This is a genomic window from Oerskovia enterophila, assembly GCF_001692445.1.
In the GTDB taxonomy this organism is placed as follows: Bacteria; Actinomycetota; Actinomycetes; order Actinomycetales; family Cellulomonadaceae; genus Oerskovia; species Oerskovia enterophila.
Map to the genome: position 1 here is coordinate 57,510 of NZ_MAQA01000020.1, position 18,696 is coordinate 76,205.

The 18,696-nt window shown below is 73.3% G+C and carries 18 protein-coding genes; 8 read left to right on the forward strand and 10 right to left on the reverse strand.

Annotated elements, in window-relative coordinates:
- Positions 1-443 precede the first annotated feature (443 nt).
- Genes OERS_RS09865 through OERS_RS09875 form a run of 3 tightly spaced genes read right to left on the reverse strand, consistent with a single transcriptional unit; the run spans position 444 to position 4,895 of the window.
- On the reverse strand, positions 444-2,726 hold the full coding sequence (locus OERS_RS09865) for a glycoside hydrolase family 3 C-terminal domain-containing protein (protein ID WP_068625629.1): 2,283 nt from the start codon (positions 2,724-2,726) through the stop codon (positions 444-446).
- A gap of 28 nt (positions 2,727-2,754) precedes the next feature.
- Complete coding sequence (locus tag OERS_RS09870; protein WP_068625630.1) at positions 2,755-3,537, reverse strand: phosphatase PAP2 family protein; 783 nt, start codon at positions 3,535-3,537, stop codon at positions 2,755-2,757.
- On the reverse strand, positions 3,537-4,895 hold the full coding sequence (locus tag OERS_RS09875) for an MFS transporter (protein WP_083201354.1): 1,359 nt from the start codon (positions 4,893-4,895) through the stop codon (positions 3,537-3,539). Before OERS_RS09875 ends, OERS_RS09870 begins: the two co-directional genes overlap by 1 nt.
- A 99-nt stretch (positions 4,896-4,994) precedes the next feature.
- Here OERS_RS09875 and OERS_RS09880 point away from each other — a divergent pair, with 99 nt between their 5' ends.
- The 4 genes from OERS_RS09880 to OERS_RS09895 all read left to right on the forward strand — a co-directional run bounded on the left by OERS_RS09880 (position 4,995) and on the right by OERS_RS09895 (position 8,274).
- Positions 4,995-5,597, forward strand: a complete 603-nt coding sequence (locus OERS_RS09880) for a TetR/AcrR family transcriptional regulator (protein ID WP_068625631.1) — start codon at positions 4,995-4,997, stop codon at positions 5,595-5,597.
- A complete protein-coding gene (locus tag OERS_RS09885) occupies positions 5,594-7,102 on the forward strand; it encodes a carboxylesterase/lipase family protein (RefSeq protein WP_068625632.1) in 1,509 nt (502 codons plus the stop codon). The genes OERS_RS09880 and OERS_RS09885 overlap by 4 nt, the downstream gene beginning before the upstream one ends.
- Positions 7,103-7,168: 66 nt before the next feature.
- A complete protein-coding gene (locus tag OERS_RS09890) occupies positions 7,169-7,714 on the forward strand; it encodes a TetR/AcrR family transcriptional regulator (protein ID WP_068625633.1) in 546 nt (181 codons plus the stop codon).
- Positions 7,711-8,274 (forward strand): dihydrofolate reductase family protein, encoded by a 564-nt coding sequence (locus tag OERS_RS09895; RefSeq protein WP_068625646.1) that lies wholly within the window; start codon positions 7,711-7,713, stop codon positions 8,272-8,274. Before OERS_RS09890 ends, OERS_RS09895 begins: the two co-directional genes overlap by 4 nt.
- A gap of 43 nt (positions 8,275-8,317) precedes the next feature.
- Here the strand turns inward: OERS_RS09895 and OERS_RS09900 are convergent, their stop codons facing one another.
- The 3 genes from OERS_RS09900 to OERS_RS09910 all read right to left on the reverse strand — a co-directional run bounded on the left by OERS_RS09900 (position 8,318) and on the right by OERS_RS09910 (position 11,564).
- Entirely contained in the window at positions 8,318-8,572 is a 255-nt protein-coding gene (locus tag OERS_RS09900; RefSeq protein WP_068625634.1) for a hypothetical protein, read from the reverse strand.
- A 353-nt stretch (positions 8,573-8,925) separates the two neighbouring features.
- Positions 8,926-9,753: an SDR family oxidoreductase gene (locus tag OERS_RS09905; protein WP_248948499.1), complete on the reverse strand. Its 828-nt coding sequence runs from the start codon at positions 9,751-9,753 to the stop codon at positions 8,926-8,928.
- Between the two features lie 128 nt (positions 9,754-9,881).
- Positions 9,882-11,564, reverse strand: a complete 1,683-nt coding sequence (locus OERS_RS09910; protein WP_083201356.1) for a molybdopterin-dependent oxidoreductase — start codon at positions 11,562-11,564, stop codon at positions 9,882-9,884.
- A 325-nt stretch (positions 11,565-11,889) separates the two neighbouring features.
- Between OERS_RS09910 and OERS_RS09915 the strand changes: the two genes are divergently transcribed.
- The 3 genes from OERS_RS09915 to OERS_RS09925 are packed head-to-tail and all read left to right on the forward strand — an operon-like array spanning position 11,890 to position 14,914.
- Entirely contained in the window at positions 11,890-12,876 is a 987-nt protein-coding gene (locus OERS_RS09915; RefSeq protein WP_322788289.1) for a putative F420-0 ABC transporter substrate-binding protein, read from the forward strand.
- A 32-nt stretch (positions 12,877-12,908) separates the two neighbouring features.
- The gene (locus tag OERS_RS09920) at positions 12,909-13,994 is read left to right on the forward strand and encodes a putative F420-0 ABC transporter permease subunit (RefSeq protein WP_409365925.1); all 1,086 of its coding nucleotides are present in this window, start codon (positions 12,909-12,911) and stop codon (positions 13,992-13,994) included.
- Positions 13,991-14,914 carry a putative F420-0 ABC transporter ATP-binding protein gene (locus OERS_RS09925; RefSeq protein WP_231907713.1) on the forward strand — a complete coding sequence of 308 codons (924 nt, stop codon included), beginning with the start codon at positions 13,991-13,993 and terminating at the stop codon, positions 14,912-14,914. Before OERS_RS09920 ends, OERS_RS09925 begins: the two co-directional genes overlap by 4 nt.
- 178 nt (positions 14,915-15,092) lie before the next feature.
- On the opposite strand, the gene OERS_RS09930 is transcribed toward OERS_RS09925, so the two are convergent.
- From OERS_RS09930 to OERS_RS09945, 4 genes are all read right to left on the reverse strand, one after another.
- Positions 15,093-15,515, reverse strand: coding sequence for a TIGR03667 family PPOX class F420-dependent oxidoreductase (locus tag OERS_RS09930; protein ID WP_082848908.1), 423 nt, complete (start codon positions 15,513-15,515; stop codon positions 15,093-15,095).
- Between the two features lie 7 nt (positions 15,516-15,522).
- Positions 15,523-15,960 carry a CoA-binding protein gene (locus tag OERS_RS09935; RefSeq protein ID WP_068625635.1) on the reverse strand — a complete coding sequence of 146 codons (438 nt, stop codon included), beginning with the start codon at positions 15,958-15,960 and terminating at the stop codon, positions 15,523-15,525.
- 143 nt (positions 15,961-16,103) lie between these two features.
- Complete coding sequence (locus tag OERS_RS09940) at positions 16,104-16,685, reverse strand: anthrone oxygenase family protein (protein ID WP_068625636.1); 582 nt, start codon at positions 16,683-16,685, stop codon at positions 16,104-16,106.
- Positions 16,685-17,593 carry a Rossmann-fold NAD(P)-binding domain-containing protein gene (locus OERS_RS09945; protein WP_068625637.1) on the reverse strand — a complete coding sequence of 303 codons (909 nt, stop codon included), beginning with the start codon at positions 17,591-17,593 and terminating at the stop codon, positions 16,685-16,687. Before OERS_RS09945 ends, OERS_RS09940 begins: the two co-directional genes overlap by 1 nt.
- A 136-nt stretch (positions 17,594-17,729) precedes the next feature.
- Here OERS_RS09945 and OERS_RS09950 point away from each other — a divergent pair, with 136 nt between their 5' ends.
- Positions 17,730-18,680 (forward strand): AraC family transcriptional regulator, encoded by a 951-nt coding sequence (locus OERS_RS09950; RefSeq protein WP_068625638.1) that lies wholly within the window; start codon positions 17,730-17,732, stop codon positions 18,678-18,680.
- Positions 18,681-18,696 lie beyond the last annotated feature (16 nt).

Genomic DNA, 18,696 nt, shown 5'->3' on the forward strand with positions numbered 1-18,696 from the left:
CGTGAGTGGCAGGCGGTGGTCCGGGACGTGCTCGTGCGAGGACGACCACCCCTCCCTGGTTCCCGAGGGAGAAGGCGAGCCGCGGTACCACCCCGCTTGCCGTCGTCGGGCACCTGAGGGGCCCGAGCGGCGACCGCTCGACACGGCTGTGACGGGCCTACCCGTCCGGTTCTACTGAGGCCCCGCGGACGGGGCCCGTTCTTCCGGAGGCTCACCGGTGATGGCCGGGTCGATGCCTGTGGACCCCATGGTAACGCGCCACCCGCCGGGCGCGCCCGAGCCGACCGGCAGACGGTCGGGCAGTCGGGCGGTCGGGCGGTCGGGCGGTCGGGCGGTCGGGCGGTCGGGCAGTCGGGCGGCGGGCCGGCAGGCACGCAGGCGGGCCAGCAGGCACAGGAGGCCCCGGCACCGTGCGGTGCCGGGGCCTCCCCTCGTCGGACGGCTCAGGCTCCGGCGCCGTTAGCCATCGCGAGGAGCTGGTCGACCTGCTCGGGGCCGAGGCTGTCGCCCGCGATCATGCCGATGCGCCCGATCGGGAACGAGCCCATCATCTTCGCCATGTCGACGCCCTCGGGCATGATCGACGCGGCACCCTCCATGGCCGAGGCCATCTGCGCCATGGCCTGCTGCACGATCGGCCCCGCGACCGGGTGCGCGAAGACCTCGGCCAGCGAGGACTCGCGCGTGAGCGGCAGGACGAGCGTGTCGCCGACCACCTCGACGGTCGTGGACGAGCGCAGGTCGCGGCTCGACGCCGCGACGTCGACCGTGTACTCGCCGCCCTCGACCACCCAGCGGTCCGTGCGGACGTGCCAGTACGCGAGGTCGGCACGACGGACCGTGAGGACGACCTCACGGCTCTCGCCCGCCTCGAGCTCGACCAGCGCGAACGCCTTGAGCTCGCGCTCGGGACGCTGCACGTCCGCCGAGGCCAGCCCCGTGTAGACCTGCACGACCTCGCGGCCCGCGCGGTCCCCCGTGTTGGTCACAATGACGCGCACCTCGACGTCGCCGTCGGCGCCCACGGAAGCCGCCGCGTCCCCGTACCCGAACGTCGTGTAGGACAGGCCGTGCCCGAACGGGAAGGTCACCTCGATCTTGCGCGCGTCGTACCAGCGGTAGCCGACGAACAGGCCCTCGCCGTAGCGGACGTGACCGTCCTCGCCGGGGAAGTTGAGGAACGCCGGGCTGTCCTCCAGGCGCACCGGGATCGTCTCGGTGAGCTTGGCCGACGGGTTGACGTCGCCGCAGAGCACGTCGGCGATCGCGCCGCCCCCGGCCTGGCCGAGCAGCCAGCCCTCGAGGATCGCCGAGACGTCGTCCGCGAACGGGAGTGCGACGACGCTGCCGTTGGACAGGACGACCACGGTGTCGGGGTTGACCTCGAGCACCGCGTCGAGGAGCTCGAGCTGCACGGCCGGCAGGTCGATGTGCTCGCGGTCGTAGCCCTCGGACTCTGCGGCCGCCGGCAGGCCGAGGAAGACCACGGCGACGTCGTTCTCCGCCGCGAGGGCGACGGCCTCGGCCCGCAGCGCTGCCGCGTCACCCGAGCCGTCGAGCGTGAAGCCCTGCGCCTGGGAGACGAGGTCCTCACCGACCTTGATCGCGACCTCGCGGGCCACCGAGTCGATCCGGGTCGGGTTGATCATCGAGGACCCGGCCCCCTGGTACCGGGGCTGGTCGACGAAGGCCCCGATGAGTGCCACCGAGCGCTCCGCCCGGAGCGGGAGCAGTCCCCCGTCGTTCTTCAGCAGGACGATCGACCGCCCGGCCACCTCCCGCGCGAGCGCGTGGTGCGCGTCGACGTCCAGCGGGCCGGCGACGCGCGGCGTGCCCTGCCAGCGCGTCGCGAGGTGCGCGACCCGCGCGGCCGAGGCGTCCACGACGCTCTCGTCGAGCGAGCCGGCGCGCACCGCGTCGACGATCTGCGCGTCGGTCGCTCCGCCCGAGGACGGCATCTCCAGGTCCAGGCCCGCCGCGAGCGCCGAGACCCTGTCGTTGACCGCGCCCCAGTCCGAGACCACGAGCCCCTCGAATCCCCACTCGTCGCGCAGCACCCGGGTCAGCAGGAACGGGTCCTCGGACGCGAAGACGCCGTTGACGCGGTTGTAGGAGCACATCACGGTGTACGGCTGGGCGTCCTCGACCACGCGCTGGAAGCCTCGCAGGTAGATCTCGCGCAGCGGACGCGGGTCGACGTCGCTCGACGAGCGCATGCGGTCGTGCTCCTGGTTGTTGGCCGCGAAGTGCTTGAGCGACGTGCCGACCCCCGTCGACTGCGTGCCCCGCACGAGTGCGGCGGCCATCACGCCGGAGACGATCGGGTCCTCCGAGAAGTACTCGAAGTTTCGGCCGCACAGCGGCGAGCGCTTGATGTTGACGCCCGGGCCGAGGATGACCGCGACGTCCTCGATCGAGGACTCCACGCCCAGCGCCTCGCCGACGCGGTGCGCGAGCGCGGTGTCCCACGACGAACCGAGCCCCACCGCGGGCGGGAAGCACGTCGCCGGGACGCTGTCGCCGATCCCGAGGTGGTCGGCGCTGCCGCGCTGCTTGCGCAGGCCGTGCGGGCCGTCGGTGAGCATGACGGACGGGATGCCCGCACGCTCGACCCCCTTGGTCCACCAGAAGCTCGCGCCGCTGGTCAGCGACGCCTTCTCCTCGAGCGTCAGGTCGGCGACGGACGCCGTCGCTGCCCCCTGGTTGGTGATGTCGATGTCGGTCATGTGCTCGTCCTTGTCTCTCGATCGCGGTTCAGGCTGGGGAGGGCTGGTGGCGGCGCCCGAGGTGGCAGAACCACACGGGGCGCCCGTGGTCGCGCTGGATCAGGGGCCAGAACGCCCACCACATCAGGAGTGCGCCGGCGATGCCCGCGACGAGTCCGAAGACCGTGTCGGAGAGCCAGTGCGCGTTGATGAGCGTGCGCTGCCACACCATGCCGAGCAGGATCAGGCCGCCGACGGTCCACCAGAGCGTGCGCGCGGTGCGCCGCGTGGCCGGGATCAGGGCCGCGATGCCGACGACGAGCGCGCCGGCCATGACGGCGTGCCCCGAGGGGAACGACCCGTGGTCGACCCGGAACAGCGGCCCGAACAGCCCGAGCGTCTCGTCGACGGCGGGACGCGGGCGGTCCACGAGGTTCTTCATCCCCTGGGAGAAGAGCCCCGGGCCGACCAGCGTGACCGTGAGGAAGAAGAGCCCGGAGCGCCAGCGCCCGACGATCGCGAGCACCGCGGGGACCAGGACGACCCCCACGAGCGCGCCCGGGCCTTCTCCCAGGTGCTGGAAGAACATCGGGACGGCCGATGTGTGGATGCTCCCGTCCGCGGACACGCCGACGAGCGCACGCCACCAGTCGTCGAGCGGCTGCGTGAAGGGCGCCGCCGGGTTCAGCCCGACGAGCAGACCCATGAGCGCGAACGCGGCGACCAGGCCCAGCGACCAGGCCAGCATCGCCCGCGGGCGACGCGTCCGTGGTGCGGGGACGACGGCGTCGGTCGCCTCCTGCGGCTGCGGCAGCGACGTGTCGGCGACCATCAGCGCACCGCCTTGATCGGCCAGACCGCGCAGGCGCCGAGAATGCTCAGGACGATCCCGACCGGGAACAGCGCGATGTACCCGCCGAAGCTCAGGATGATCATGCCGGCGAACGCAGGGGCGAGCGTCTGCGGCAGGGTCGCGGCGATGTTGACGACGCCGAGGTCCTTCGCGAACGACTTCGCCGACGGCAGCACCTCGCTCATGAGCGCCGTGTCGACGGCCTGGAACATGCCGAAGCCGAGGCCCGAGACGAACGTGAAGACGGCCCAGCCCGCGAAGCTCGGCACGAACGTGGGGATGAGGAGGGCCAGGCCGACGAGCGCCGACGAGAGGAAGACGAACACCTTGCGGCGCTGGAACCGGTCGGACAGCGGTCCGGAGACGAGCGTCGCGACGAGCACGCCCGCGAGGCTGATGACGCTGAACAACGGCACGGCGGCGACCGCCCCGGCCTGACCGAGACCGATGTAGTCCTGCAGGATGAACAGCTGGTAGCCGGTCACGGCGAAGTACCCCGTGTACAGGAGCAGGCGTCCGGTGAAGGCCCAGAAGAAGTCGGGGTGCTTGCGCGGGCTGACCCAGAAGGTGCGCAGGAACTCGCCGATGTCGAACGGCTCCTTGGCCAGGTCCTTGCTGGAGTGGTCGGGGTTGAACACGACGAACAGGGTCAGCACGATCAGGGTGAAGCCCGCGAAGACCAGGTAGCCGAGCTGGATCGAGTCCGCGAACTGCGCACCCAGGATCGATCCGCCGAGGGCTCCGAGCATCAGCCCCAGCCCGGAGAGCGCGGCAAAGGTGCCGCGCAAGGTACGGGGGACGCGGTCCGGCATGATCGCGCTGAGGGGGCCTTGCGCGAAGTTGTAGGCGATCTGGACGATCATCCAGCCGATGACGATGCCGACGAGCGAGCTCGCGAAGCCCATGGCCAGCAGGCCGAGGCCACCGACGAGGGCACCGAGGACGAGCCACGGGGCGCGCCTGCCGAACCTGCTGCGCGTGCGGTCCGAGATCTGACCCGCGACGGGCTGCGCGAGCAGTGCGGCCAGGGCGCCGAACGTCCCGACCACGGCCAGGTTCGCGACCTTGTCCTCCTCACCCAGGAGCTGCACCTGGAGAGGCATCAGGAGTCCGCCCACGGCGCCCCAGATCATGAAGACCGAGAAGTTGGCCGGGACGATCCACCCGAGCAGGCGTCGAGGGGTGCCCCGGACGAGCGGGGGCGGGTCGTCCTGGCCGGACGCCTCCTCGATGAACTCCTCGGCGGCAGCGGACGTGTCGACAGCGAACGCCGGCGCGGGGGTGGGCGTCGGGGCCGAGACCGGAGCGGTGGATGGGGAATCGGACGGCAGTGTCATGGCGGATCCTTCGTCGGACAGGCGCTCATCCTTGAGCGTCGCCAAAACAGTATGGCACTCGGTATTGAAGTGCAAGGGTCTCCGGTCTAGGGTCGACGCATGGCACAGCGAGGTTCATACGCGAAGGGCATCGCCAAGCGGGAGGAGATCCTCTCGACGGCGCTCGAGGTCATCGCCCGCGAGGGATACCGGGGGGCATCGGTCAAGGAGCTCGCCGACGCGGCCGGCCTCAGCCAGGCGGGTCTGCTGCACTACTTCGACAGCAAGGACGAGCTGTTCACCGCGATCCTGCGCAAGCGCGACGAGCTCGATCTGGAGACCTACCGCACGGAGTCCAGGCTCGACCCCTTCCGGGTGTTCCTGCAGGTCATGCGGCACAACGCCGAGGTCCCCGGGCTCGTCGAGCTGTACACGCGCCTCAACGCCGAGGCGAGCGACCACGCGCACCCGGCCCACGCCTTCTTCGCCGAGCGCCGGGCGGGCATGCAGGCGATGTTCACGGGACTCGTCGAGGAGGGCAAGCTCGCCGGGCAGTACCCCACCGACGTCGACACGGCCTCGCTGGGCCTCGTCATCACCGCCGTCGCCGACGGCCTGCAGACCCTCTGGCTGCAGGACCCCACCATCGACATGGCCTCCGAGATCGAGCGGCTGCTCGTGTCCCTCGGGGTCTTCCCCTCCGAACGGAGCACCACCGCATGAGCACCCCCGAGACCGTCACCGAGTCGGTCGACCCCACCCTGGAACGCCCCGTCGTCACGATCGACTCGGGCCAGGTCCGTGGGATCTGGCGCGAGGGGTCCGCGGCCTTCCTCGGCGTCCCCTTCGCCGAGGCCCCCGTCGGGCCCCTCCGGTTCGAGGCGCCCGTGCCCGTCGCTCCCTGGGACGGGGTCCGCGACGCCGCGGAGCTCGGCCCGACCCCGCAGCGCAAGCAGCTCGCCGAGATCACGCTGATCCCCGAGCCCTCGATCCCCGGCGACTCGACCCTCAACGTCAACGTCTACACGCCCTCACCCGGTGCGCCCGACGCCGCCCTGCCCGTTCTCGTCTACATCCACGGCGGCGGCTACACGGCCGGCTCGCCGGCGAGCCCCTGGTACGACGGGCGCGCGTTCAACCGCGACGGCGTCGTGACCGTGTCGATCTCCTACCGGCTCGGCTTCGACGGGTTCGGGTACATCGAGGGCGCGCCGTCCAACCGTGGCGTGCGCGACTGGCTGCTCGCCCTGGACTGGGTGCAGCGCAACGTCGCGGCGTTCGGCGGCGATCCCGCGCGCGTCACGATCGCCGGCCAGTCGGCGGGCGGCGGCGCGGTGCTGACGCTGCTCGGCATGCCGGCCGCACAGCACCTGTTCCGGTCGGTGTGGTGCCTCTCGGGCGCCGTCGCCGACGTGACCGAGGCCCGGGCGAGGACGTTCGCCGAGACCCTCGCGCGTCTTGCCGGGGTCGAGGCGACGCGGGACGGGTTCGCGTCCCTGCCGGAGACCCGCGTCCTGGAGCTGCAGGACGCGGCGACCAACCCGGACGACCTCGACCCGATGGCAGGCGTCGCCGCGATGCTCCAGGACGGACTGCCCTGGGGTCCGATGATCGACGGCGACCTCATCACCCGCCCGACGCTCGACTCGCTGCGCAGCGGCGTGGGCGGCGACAAGCCGCTCGTGCTCGGCGCCACGGACGACGAGTTCACCATGGCGACCGACGCCCAGAAGAACAAGCTGCGCTTCGTGCCGGCCTCGCTCGTCCTGGGCAGGCTGCTCACCGACCGTGACCGGCGCAAGGCCTACCTCGCCGCCAACCGGCCGCAGCGCCGCAAGGGCACGGCGGCCATGCTCGGCCGTTTCATGACCGACAGCATGTTCCGCGCGCCGATCGTCCGGGTCGCCGAGGCCCGAGCCGCCCACCCCACCTGGGTGTACCGGTTCTCGTGGGCGTCGCCGAAGCTCGGGTGGGCCGCCCACTGCCTCGACGTGCCGTTCTGGTTCGACTGCCTCGACGCCGAGAAGGTGGACTTCATCGCGGGCGACAACCCGCCCCAGGCCCTGGCGAGCGAGCTCCACGGTGCAGCCGTCTCGCTCGTGCTCGAGGGGGCACCGGGATGGCGCGCATGGTCGGACGCCCCGGGTGCCACGCGGGTCTTCGGTGGCGGGGTGCGGGCCCCCTCGGTCCTGGCCGACGGGTACGCCGAGGTCCGCGCCCTGGTCTGACCGGACACGAGCCCGCGGGCCGCGCCGGGGCGGCGATGATTAGTGAATCATGATTTACTAACTGCCATGACGCGCCCGCGGACCGTGAACGACGAAGACCTGCTCGACCGCATCGACCGCGCGCTCTCGTCCCGACGCACGTCGGGGACGTGGACGCTGCAGGAGGTCGCCCCGGCCGCGGGGATCAGCCCTGCCGGACTGATCAAGAGGTTCGGCTCCAAGGCCGACCTGCTCCATGCCCTCGCTCGCCGATGGATCGATCTCGTCCCGTCCTCACCCACGGAGCAGGAGCCGGAAGAGGAACTGCGCGCCTACGTCTCCGCGGAGTTCGAGGCCCCGTCGGCGGGCGCAGCGATCTTCGCCCTCGAGGAGCTCCTCGCGGACCTGCGGACGCCCGAGTCGAACTCCCTGCTGCGCGAGGGGTGGGACAAGCAAGCGAGGTACCTCGGGCAGCTCCTGTCGGCGATGCGGCTCCCGCGGCTCGTGGATCCACCGCGCGGCGCGCTGCTGCTCCTCGACGCACTCCACGGATCGCTCTATCGACGCGGGGTCGACCTGCGCCCCTCTCCGCCGACCGACACCCTCGACCAGCTCATGGAGGCATGGACATGACGACGACCCGCGAGTGGACCGGATGCGTCTTCATCGGCGTCAGCCTGGACGGTTTCATCGCACGCCCCGACGGCAGCCTCGACTGGCTCACCGCTCCGGCGCTCCAGGACCACGTCGCTCCTGCGTCGACCACGCCGGCGCTCGTGTGGGAGACGTTCTTCCCGACCGTCGACACCGTCGTCATGGGACGTTCCACCTACGAGACGGTGCTCGGCTTCGACGAGTGGGCCTTCGACGGCAAGGACGTCGTCGTGCTGAGCACGACCCTTCGCACGGACGACCCACGCATCCACGTCGCACCCTCGGTCGAGGACGTGCGTCAGCTCCTCGACCGCAAGGGCCCGGGACGCGTCTACGTCGACGGCGGTCGCACGATCCAGTCGTTCCTCGCCGCCGGCCTGGTCGACGAGCTCACCCTGTCCGTCGCACCGCTGCTCCTCGGCACGGGCAAGCGCCTGTTCGGGGCGCTCGACCGGGACGTGCGCCTCACCGTCCGCGGAGTCCACACGACGGCCGACGACGGGCTGGTCCGCGTCACCTACGCCGTGACGTCGGCCTGACGCACCTGACGACGCGCCGGCCGTCGCACGACGGCCGGGCCGCTCAGCGCCCCGCGACCGACCGACCGCGCGAGGAGGCCCGACGGCGGGCACGGTAGGTGTCGATGTCGCGCGCGACGAGCCACTCGATGGTGAGGGCGGCGCCCTGGGCGGGCTGCGCCGTCGGGCCGTGCGACGCGGACGGCGCGCCACCCCGCGAAGCGGCGGCGAACCACGGGTCCTGGGCGACGAGGCGGCCGAGGGGATCGATGCCCCCGGCGGTGTCGAACGGGTGGGCGATCAGTGCGATGGCGTTCATGGGGAGTCCTGGTGTCGAGGCGGGTGCTCACGAGGGCAGACCGACCAGGACCGGAGAACTGATCGGTGACCATCACGCCCTCTCTTCAGAGGGAGGGGCGTGGCACTGCTCGCTGACACCAGGTCGCGCGCTGCTGGAGCGTCAGCGAGCCCTCAACAACAGCTCGACGTGCGGACCGGCCGCGGGCGCACGGCGAGCACTCGGGTGCTCAGGGGGTGCGCGGCGGGGGTCACGGGCGCCATCATGCCAGCCCGCGTGCGCGCCGACAAGCGCGTCTCGGCCCGGCGCTCAGCCGCGAACTGGGCTCACCCCAGCCCGGGCAGCGCCCCGGGCCGAGGTGCGTCCCCTGTCCGTCACCTGCGCGTCACGAGCGGTCCGCGGGCCAGCAACGTGGTCGAGGACTGCGCGACGGGACGCAGGACCAGGGTGTCGATCGCGACGTGCTGGGGCCGGGTCACGGCGAAGGTCACGACGTCGGCCACGTCGTCGGCGGTCAGCGGCGCCTCGACACCGTCGTAGACCGCGTCGGCCCTGGCCTGGTCGCCGTCGAACCGGGTCAGCGAGAACCCTTCGGTGCGGACCATGCCGGGCGCGATCTCCAGGACCCGGATGGGTTCGCCGTTGAGCTCGAGACGCAGCGTGTCCGCGACCGCGGCCTCGGCGTGCTTGGTCGCGACGTATCCCGACCCGCCGCTGTACGCGTCGTGCCCCGCGGTCGAGGTCAGGACCAGGACCGTCCCGAAGCCCGCACGGCGGATCGCGGGCAGGAACGCCTTGGTCACGCGCACGGTGCCCAGCACGTTGGTCTCGAACATGGCCCGCCAGCGGTCCAGGTCGCTCGCGTCGATCGGGTCCGTGCCGCTCGCGAAGCCCGCGATGTTGAGCACCGCGTGGACCGGCCCGCGGGCCTCGGCCTCGCGCACGAGGTGCGCGACGTCGTCGTCGCTCGTGACGTCGCCGACCACGGGGTGCGCGCCGGTCCGGGCCGCGAGCGCGTCGAGCAGGTCGGCGCGGCGCGCGAACGCGACGACGTCCCACCCTGCGGCACGCAGGTGGCGCACGGTCGCGGCGCCGATGCCCGACGAGGCGCCGGTGACCACGGCCCGCCGGGTCGGTGCGTCCGCGCCGGAGGCCGCTGAGGTCGAGGAGGTGGGCTGGGTCGGGGTCTGCGAGGTCGTCACGTCCCTTACCTTGCCACGCCGGCGAGGCGAGGTCGGCGCCGTCGAGAAGGGTGCCCGCATCGTGGGACGCCCGCGGCCGTGCAGTCACGCACCGCACCCGGCTCCCTGCCCACGCCCCTGCGCGGGGCCTACGCCACGCGCACCTCGACCGTGTCCCAGCCGCTCGACCCGTCGGGCGCGGGCGGCGCCTGGGTCGAGGTCTGGACGGTCCCGTCCGCGTCGGTCGCCCGCACCGCGAGGCGGTGCTCCCCCGCGCCGGGCCCGCTCCAGGTCCACGTCCACTGCCGCCACGTGTCGGCCGAGACGGTCTCCGCGAGCTCGGCGGGCTCCCACTCCCCCTCGTCGACGCGCACCTCGACGCCCGCGACGCCCGAGTGCTGGGACCACGCGACGCCCGCCACGACCACGTCGCCGGCCGCGTCCGGCGACACCGTCGCCCCCGCGCGGGGCACGTCGATGCGCGACGACATCTTGATCGGCCCTCGCTCGGACCAGCCGCGCGTCGACCAGTACGCGACGTCGTCGGCGAAGCGCGTGACCTTGAGCTCGACGACCCACTTGGTCGCCGAGACGTACCCGTACAGCCCCGGCACGACCATGCGCACCGGGAAGCCGTGCGCGAGCGGCAGCGGCTCGCCGTTCATGCCGACCGCGAGCAACGACTCGCGGCCCGGGTCCGTGAGCACCTCGAGCGGCGTGCTCGCGGTCCAGCCGTCCGCGCTGCGTGAGAGCACCATGTCCGCGTCCGCGTGCGGGCGGGCGCGGGCCAGCAGGTCGCGCAGCGGGTACCCGAGCCACACCGCGTTGCCGACCAGGTCCCCGCCGACCTCGTTGGACACGCACGTCAGCGTCGTGGCGTGCTCGACCAGGGGCAGCGCGAGCAGCTCGGCGAACGAGATCTCGACCTCCTCCTCGACGAGCCCGACGACGCGCAGCCGCCAGTCGTCCGGGTCCACCTCGGGCACGCGCAGGGCCGTGTCGATGCGGTAGAACTCGTCGTTGGGCGTCACGTAGGGCGTGATACCGGGCACGTCGAGGTCCGCCCCGGCGGGGACCACGACCGCGGGACCGGTCGGGGCGGGGAGCCGGATCGCGTCCCGCACGGCGGTCAGGGCCCGCGACCCCGCGGACAGCACGCGCGCCGTGCCGCCGACCACGAGCGCGGTCACGGTCGTCAGGCCCGCGAAGACGAGGAAGGACCGACGGTCGAGCGCCTCGCGCTGCCGTCGGGCCGAGAGCGGGGTCTCGGGCGCCTCGCCCGGCACCGCCGGCCCCGTCGCCCGGGCCTCGGCCGCGAGGGCCGAGGACCGCCACGCCCGCAGCCGCGCGGCCCCTGTCCGCAGGAGCATGATCCCGACGCCGACGCCTACCACGGTCGGCAGCGCCCACAGGGTGGTGGCGTCAGGCCGCGTCACGGCCGCTGCGACCCCCACGGCGCCGACCGCCACGAGCAGGACCGTCCCCCACGGCGGTCGCCTCGTCTCGAGGATCCCCGCCGCGACGGCCGCGAGCGCCAGCACCACGACGATCCCGAGGATCAGCACGGTCTTGTCGGCGGTGCCGAAGGTCTCGACCGCGAAGTCCTTGAGCCACGGCGGGACCCGGTCCACGACGCCCGCCCCCACGACGAGCACGGGGCTCGACCCCGAGCCCACGACCAGCGCGACCAGCTCGGCCACCGCGAAGGCCCCGAGGGCCGAGGCGACGCCCAGCAGCGGGGCCCACCACCGGGACGGGTCCGCGCCCCGGCCTGTCTCGTGCTGCGCGCGACCGGACGTACCGGGAGGGCCGGGCTCCGTCGTCGGGCTCATGCGCCCACTGTAAGTCCGCGAGGCGTGTCCGCGAGGCCGCGGCATCGGGTGCGTGGTTCGTGCGCGTCCGACCTACTAGGCTGGGAGGCGGATCGCGAGCCCTGCTTGGCTCGCCGCAGCGGCCCGTGCTTGGGCCGCGGATCCTCGTCGCGGATTGTGGCGCCCTTCCCTCTCGCATCTCGCCGCGCCGCCGTGCCCTGCACCGGCCGAGCCGGCGACCTCCCCGACATGGAGTCCCGTGCTGTCCTCGTCCGCTCGCCCTCGCGTCCGCAGGTCCCCTCGTCGCATCCGCTCCGCCGGCCCGACGGCGGCGCTCGCCCTGGGCGTGTCCCTCACCCTCGCCGCGTGCTCGGACGCGGGGAGCCTCGCGACGGAGGGAGCGACCACGCCCCCGGTCGCGTCACCTGCCGCCGCCTCGACGACCTACCCCCTGACGCTCGACAACTGCGGGTTCGAGGTCACGTTCGCCGGTGCCCCGCGCCAGGTCGTGACCATCAAGTCGAGCACGACCGAGATGATGCTCGCGCTCGGCCTGGGCGACCGGATCGTGGGGACCGCGTTCCCCGACGGCCCCGTGCCCGACCAGTGGGCCGACGCCGCCGCCGCGGTGCCCGCGGTCGTGACCCCGATGGCCGACAAGGTCCCGGGAGCAGAGGCCGTGCTCACGCTCGAGCCGGACCTCGTGTACGCGGGGTGGGAGTCCAACCTGACGGCCGAGGGGGCCGGAGACCGGGCGACCTTCCAGCAGCTCGGCGTCCAGACCTACGTCTCGCCCTCGGCGTGCAAGGACGAGGCGTACAAGCCGGACCCGCTCACGTTCGACGACGTGTTCGCCGAGATCACCGAGGCCGGTCAGATCTTCGACGTCGCCGGGACCGCGGCGGACCTGGTGTCGGCCCAGCGCGCCGAGCTCGACGCCCTCGAGCCCGACGACCGCGGGCTCACGGCGCTGTGGTACTCCTCGGGCTCCGACATCCCCTACGTGGGTGCCGGGATCGGTGCGCCGCAGATGATCATGGACGCCGTCGGCGTCGAGAACATCGCGGCCTCGGTCCAGGACACCTGGACGCCGTTCTCGTTCGAGGAGATCATCGCGGCCGACCCCGACGTGATCGTGCTCGTCGACTCGGCCTGGAACACTGCGCAGTCGAAGATCGACGCGCTCAAGGCCAACCCGGCCACGGCCAACCTCACGGCCGTGCAGGGCGACCGCTTCCTGACCGTGCCGTTCCCCGCGACCGAGGCGGGCGTGCGCAACGTCGACGCCGTCAAGGACCTCAGCGCACAGCTCTCCGCGCTGACCATCCCCTGAGGAGACCCCCACCGGTGAGAAGCCTCGTGCCCGTGACAAGCACCGACCCGTCGGGAGCGCGCGCCATCGTGCACCGCTCTGCGCGCCGCGCTCCAAGGCTCCGGCGAGCCACCCCGTGGTGGCTCGCCGGGGCCTCGGTCGCGCTCGTCGTGAGCGTCGTGGTCGCCGTGACGATCGGCCCCGCGGACCTCACGTGGGGCGACGTGTGGCGCTCGATCGCGACGCACCTCGGGCTCGGCGGGGCGCTCGGCCTCGAACCGCTCCCCCTGCTGCAGGACGGCATGGTGTGGCAGCTCCGGCTGCCGCGCGTCCTGACCGCCGCGGCCGTGGGAGCAGGGCTCGCGATCTGCGGCGCCGTCATGCAGTCCCTCACGCGCAACCCGCTCGCCGACCCGTACCTGCTCGGGCTCTCGTCGGGCGCCTCGCTGGGCGCGGTCCTCGTCCTGGTCCTCGGCGTGAGCGTCCTGCTGCCCGTCGCGGCGTTCGGCGGGGCGGTCGTGGCCCTGGTCGCGGCCCTCGCGCTCGCGGGCTCTCTCGGGGCCATCACCCCCACGCGGACCGTGCTCGCAGGTCTCGCGGTGAGCCAGCTCGCGGCCGCGGCGACGTCGTTCATCATCTTCTGGTCCGCGACCGGTGACTCGTACCGCGAGATCCTGTCGTGGCTCATGGGGTCGGTCGCGGGGGCCACGTGGACGTCCGTGGCGATCGCGGGCGGGGCAGTGCTCGTCCTGGGGACGCTGCTCGCGTCGACCGGGTCGGTGCTCGACGCCTTCACGTTCGGCGACACCGCGGCCGCGGGCCTCGGCATCGCGGTGAACCGGACCCGGTGGCTCCTGCTCGTGGGGGTCGCGCTGCTCACGGGAGCCCTGGTCTCGGTCTCGGGAGCGATCGGGTTCGTCGGGCTGATCCTGCCGCACGCCGTCCGGCTCCTGACCGGGGCGCGGCACCGCGTGCTGCTGCCCCTCGCGGCCCTGCTCGGCGGCTCGTTCCTCGTGTGGGCCGACACGCTCGCCCGCACCATCTTCGCCCCGCGCGAGCTGCCCGTGGGCATCCTGACGGCCGCGATCGGCGCGCCCGTCTTCGCGATCATCCTGTGGCGAGGGAGGCGGGCGCTGTGACGGAGCCGAGAACGATGGGCATGGCGGGCACCGGGCGCGCGGAGGCGCACGGGGAGGCGCACGACCGCGGTGGATCATCGATCTCGCGTGACGGCGCGCCGGACGCCGGCGCGCGCGCCGCCAGCCCGCCACCTCCCGAGCGAGCGGCCCACGGGCTCGATGCCTCGCGCGTCTCGTGGTCGGCCGGGTCGCGGCTGATCCTCGACGGCGTGGACTGCACGGCTCCCCCGGGAGCGGTGAGCGGGCTGCTGGGCCCCAACGGGTCCGGGAAGTCGACGCTGCTGCGCACGATCGCGGCCACGCAGGTGCCCGACGCGGGCGAGGTCCGGTTCGACGGAGACGACCTGCTGCGCATGCCGCGCCGTCGCCGGGCGCGCAGGCTGGCCCTCGTCGAGCAGGACGCGTCGACCGACCTGCCCCTCTCGGTGCTCGACGCCGTGCTGCTCGGGAGGATCCCCCACCGCTCGCTCCTCGCAGGCGACACCGACGCGGACCGCGCCGTGGCCCACGAGGCCCTGGTGCGGGCCGGGGTCGAGGAGCTGGCCGAACGGTCGCTCGCCACGCTGTCGGGAGGCGAGCGCCAGCGCGTGCACATGGCACGCGCCCTCGCCCAGGACCCCGCGCTGCTGCTCCTCGACGAGCCCACGAACCACCTCGACATCGCTGCCCAGCTCGCTGCCATGACCGTGCTGCGCAAGCTCGCCGCGGACGGCGTGACGGTCCTCGCGGCCCTGCACGACCTCAACCTCGCGGCGGCCTCGTGCGACCACGTCGTGGTCCTGTCGGGCGGGCGCGTCGTCGCGGCGGGTCCGGTGCGGGACGTGCTGGTCCCCGACGTGATCGAGCCCGTGTACGGGGTGCGGTGCGACGTGCTGCCCCATCCGCGGACGGGTCGCCCGGTGCTGGTGTTCGGGGACTGACGGCCTGCGGCGTCGCCGGGTGCATGCCCGGCGCCACCCGGCGCCGAGCATGCGGTTGGGGTTCGCATCCGGGCCGTTTCGGACGCCAACCGTATGCTCGTCCGACGGCACATGCTCGGCCCGGGCGCCTGCACGACCCCAGATCCCACCCGCGCTGGGGTGCGAGGAGCGACGAGCCCTAGAACCCGCGCAGCCGTTCGGGCGTGAAGCGCAGCACCTCGGAGTACGCGGCGTGGAACTCCTCAGGACTCATCCCGAGGCCGGCGATCGGCGACCGGTACTTGGTGTCGTAGCGCGTGCGCTCCTCGGCGCTCAGGCCGGCCGGGTCCAGGACGAGCCGGCCCGTGAGCACCTGCACGTCCCATCCTGCAGGCGTCGAGTTGAGGTGCACCGCGGCGCGCGGGTTGGCGGCGGCGTTGCGCAGCTTGGCCTTGCGCGGCTCGCTGAGGATCACGATGTCGTCCCCGCTGCGGATCTGCCACACCGGCGTCGGCTGCGGGGTCCCGGTGGGGTCGACCGTCGTGAGCCAGACGACGAGGTCGGCCTCGAGCCGTTCGGCGGCGCGCGCACCCAGCGTGGTCGTCGTGTCGATCGCGGTCACGTCGGCCTCAGCCCTGCGCCGGGACGGCGGGCCCCAGGCGCGGCCACTCGATCGCGGGGCAGCGGTCCATGACCACGTCGAGCCCGGCGTCGCGGACCCGCGCGAACGCGTCCTCGTCGACGACGTCGAGCTGGAACCAGACGGCCCGGGCACCGATCTCGACGGCCTGGTCCGCCACGTCCCCGGCGAGGTCGGAGCGCACGAACACGTCCACGACGTCGACCGGGAACGGGATCTCGGCGAGCGAGGCGTAGCCCTGCTCGCCGTGCACGGTCTCGGCAGCCGGGTGGACCGGCACGATGCGCTTGCCCTGACGCTGGAGCAGCCGGGCCACCCCGTACGCGGCACGGGCCGAGTTGTTCGACAGCCCGACCACGGCCCACGTCTCGGTGTCCGCGAGGACCTTGCGGATGACGGCTTCCTCGCCCCAGCTCTCTGCGCTCATACCGGGGCAACCCCGGCGCGGGGACGGCTATTCCGGGCTGCGCCCTCCTCCGGTGCGCCGAGTGCGTAGTTCTTGCGCGACTCGCCAGGCGTGTCTCACAAGAACTCCGCACCCACCGTTCATCCGGGGCCCGACGGCGCGGCTCACCCCGCGAGTCGCGTCACCAGTCCCAGGGTCAGCAGCAGGGCGGCCACCGCGCACGCCAGGGTCCGCACGTGGTTCCAGGCGACCCACCGCCCGAGGAAGACCGCCCAGACCCGGTCTCGCTCCGCCGTCGGGCTGGCGGGACGAACCCTCGTCCCAGCCGACCCTCCACCTGAGGGTGAGGCTTCACCCGACCGTGCGCCCGAGGTCGAGACTGCAGCGTCCGCGGCCTCGAGCCGGTCGTTGAGCGGCACGTTGGCCACGGCTGTGACCCCGATGCCACCGACGAGGTAGACGACGGCCCCGGCCAGGACGAGCCCCGCGCCCGCCTCGTCCAGCCGCGTGGCAGCCACGACGCCGAGGACCGCCACGAGCCCGGTCGTCACGAGCAGGAGGGACCCGAACGGAGCCCTGGTCGCGTGACGGTTGATCGCGGCCATCGCTGCGGCACCGACGTCGGGCGCGACCGAGCGCAGGCCCGCCATGACGAAGGTCGAGAACGCGAAGAGCACTCCCCCGACCAGTCCGCACCCGACCGCCGCCGCCACGACCGCCCACCCGAGGACCCCGAGCGCGTCCATCAGTGCACCTCGTCCAGGGCGGCCGGTGCGGACACGGGCGAGGAGACCGGTGCCCAGGCCCGGGCCTCGCGACGCGCGAACTCCGTGAAGTCGTGCGGCTCGCGCCCGAGAGCCTCCCGCACCCCGTGCGTCAGGTGCTCGTTGCGTCCGTCGAGGACCTCCTCGAAGAGGTAGCGCGTGAGATCGATGGCGTCAGCAGGGACACCCGCGGCGGTCAGGCCCGCCGCGAACTCGTCACCCGTGACGGTCACGAGCCTGACGTCCCGGCCGCTCGCCGCCCCGACCTCCGCGAGCGCCTCGCCGAAGGTCAGCAGCCGCGGACCCGTGAGCTCGTAGACCCGGCCCGCGTGCCCGTCCTCGGTGAGCGCCGCGACCGCGACGTCCGCCACGTCCTCGAGGTCGACGAACGGCTCGACCACGGCGTCGACCGGGAGCGGGACCACGCCGTCGAGCACGGGGTCCAGCAGGAAGCTCTCGCTGAAGTTCTGCGCGAACCACGCGCAGCGCACGACCGTGCGCGCGGGGAACGCCTCGGCGACGAGCTGCTCGGCGCGCTGCGCCTCGGGCTCACCGCGGCCCGAGAGCAGCACGAGGCGCTGCACGCCCACGTGCGCCGCGACCCGGGCGAAGCCGGCGACGACCTCGGGGATGCCCGGCGCCGCGAGGTCCGGCGCGACCGCGACGTACGCGGCGTCGGCCCCCGCGGGCGCCGGCGCCCAGGTCGCGGCGTCGTCCCAGTCGAGCCTGGTCTCGGTGCTCCGCGAGACAGGGCGGACGGCGATGCCCCGTGCAGCGAGGCGGGCCGCGACGCGGCGACCGGTCTTGCCCGTCGCGCCGACGACGGCGACGAGGTCGGGGCGACCGGCGTCGCCCGTCGAGGTGGTGGGGTGCGGCTGGTTCGCGGTCATGTCGGTCTCCTGTGATCGGTCGTCCGGTGCTGTGGTTCGAGTCAACCGGTCAGCGTCGAGACGTTCCATGGCTGAACGGCTCGACCGCATGTCCGTTCGTCTTCCGTCGGAGACGTGGGCGGCGTACGGTCGGGACATGGACGCTGTCGCCGGACTCCTCGACGGGCCCCGTGCGCGGGGCGCCTTCCTGCTGCGCTCGCTCCTCGCGCCGCCGTGGTCGATGCGCATCGAGGACGAGGCACCGCTGACGCTCGTGCCCGTCGTGCGCGGGTCGGCCTGGCTCGGGATGGACGCCGGTCCACGGCCCGACGAGCCGTCGCTCGAGGTGTACCTCGACGAGGGCGACGTCGCGCTCGTGCGCGGGCCTCGCCACTACACCGTGGCCGACGCCCCCGGGACGGCGCCGCAGATGGTGAGCGACGCCGTCGGGGCCTGCCGGGCGATCGGCGACGCCCCGTCTCCCCTCGTCGACCTCGGCGTCCGGACCTGGGGCAACGACCCCGACGGGCCGACCGTGCTGCTGACCGGGACCTACCCGCTCGACGGCGAGGTGGGCGGCCGGCTGCTGAGCGTCCTGCCCCCGCTCGTCGTGCTGCGCCGCGGGGACCTCGACGCCGACCTCGTCTCGCTGCTCGCGCGCGAGGTCTCGCAGGACCGGCCCGGCCAGGAGGCCGTGCTCGACCGGTTGCTCGACATCCTGCTCATCGGTGCGCTGCGCGCCTGGCTCGACCGCGGCGAGGCCCCGGGGTGGTACCGCGCGGACGCCGACCCCGTGGTCGGGCACGCGTTGCGTCTCATGCACCACGACCCGGCCAGGGCCTGGACGGTCGAGTCGCTCGCGCGGACCGTCGGACTGTCACGGGCCGCGTTCTCGCGCCGTTTCACCGAGCTCGTGGGCGAGCCGCCCATGGGCTACCTCACCGGGTGGCGCCTGACCCTCGCGGCCGACCTGCTGCTGGAGCCGGGGGCGACCGTCGGCTCGGTGGCGCGGCAGGTCGGGTACGGGACGCCGTTCGCCCTGAGCGCCGCGTTCACGCGCGTGCGGGGCATGAGCCCGACGGCGCAACAGCGAGCGCACCATGGCTGACATGCCCATCCCGCAC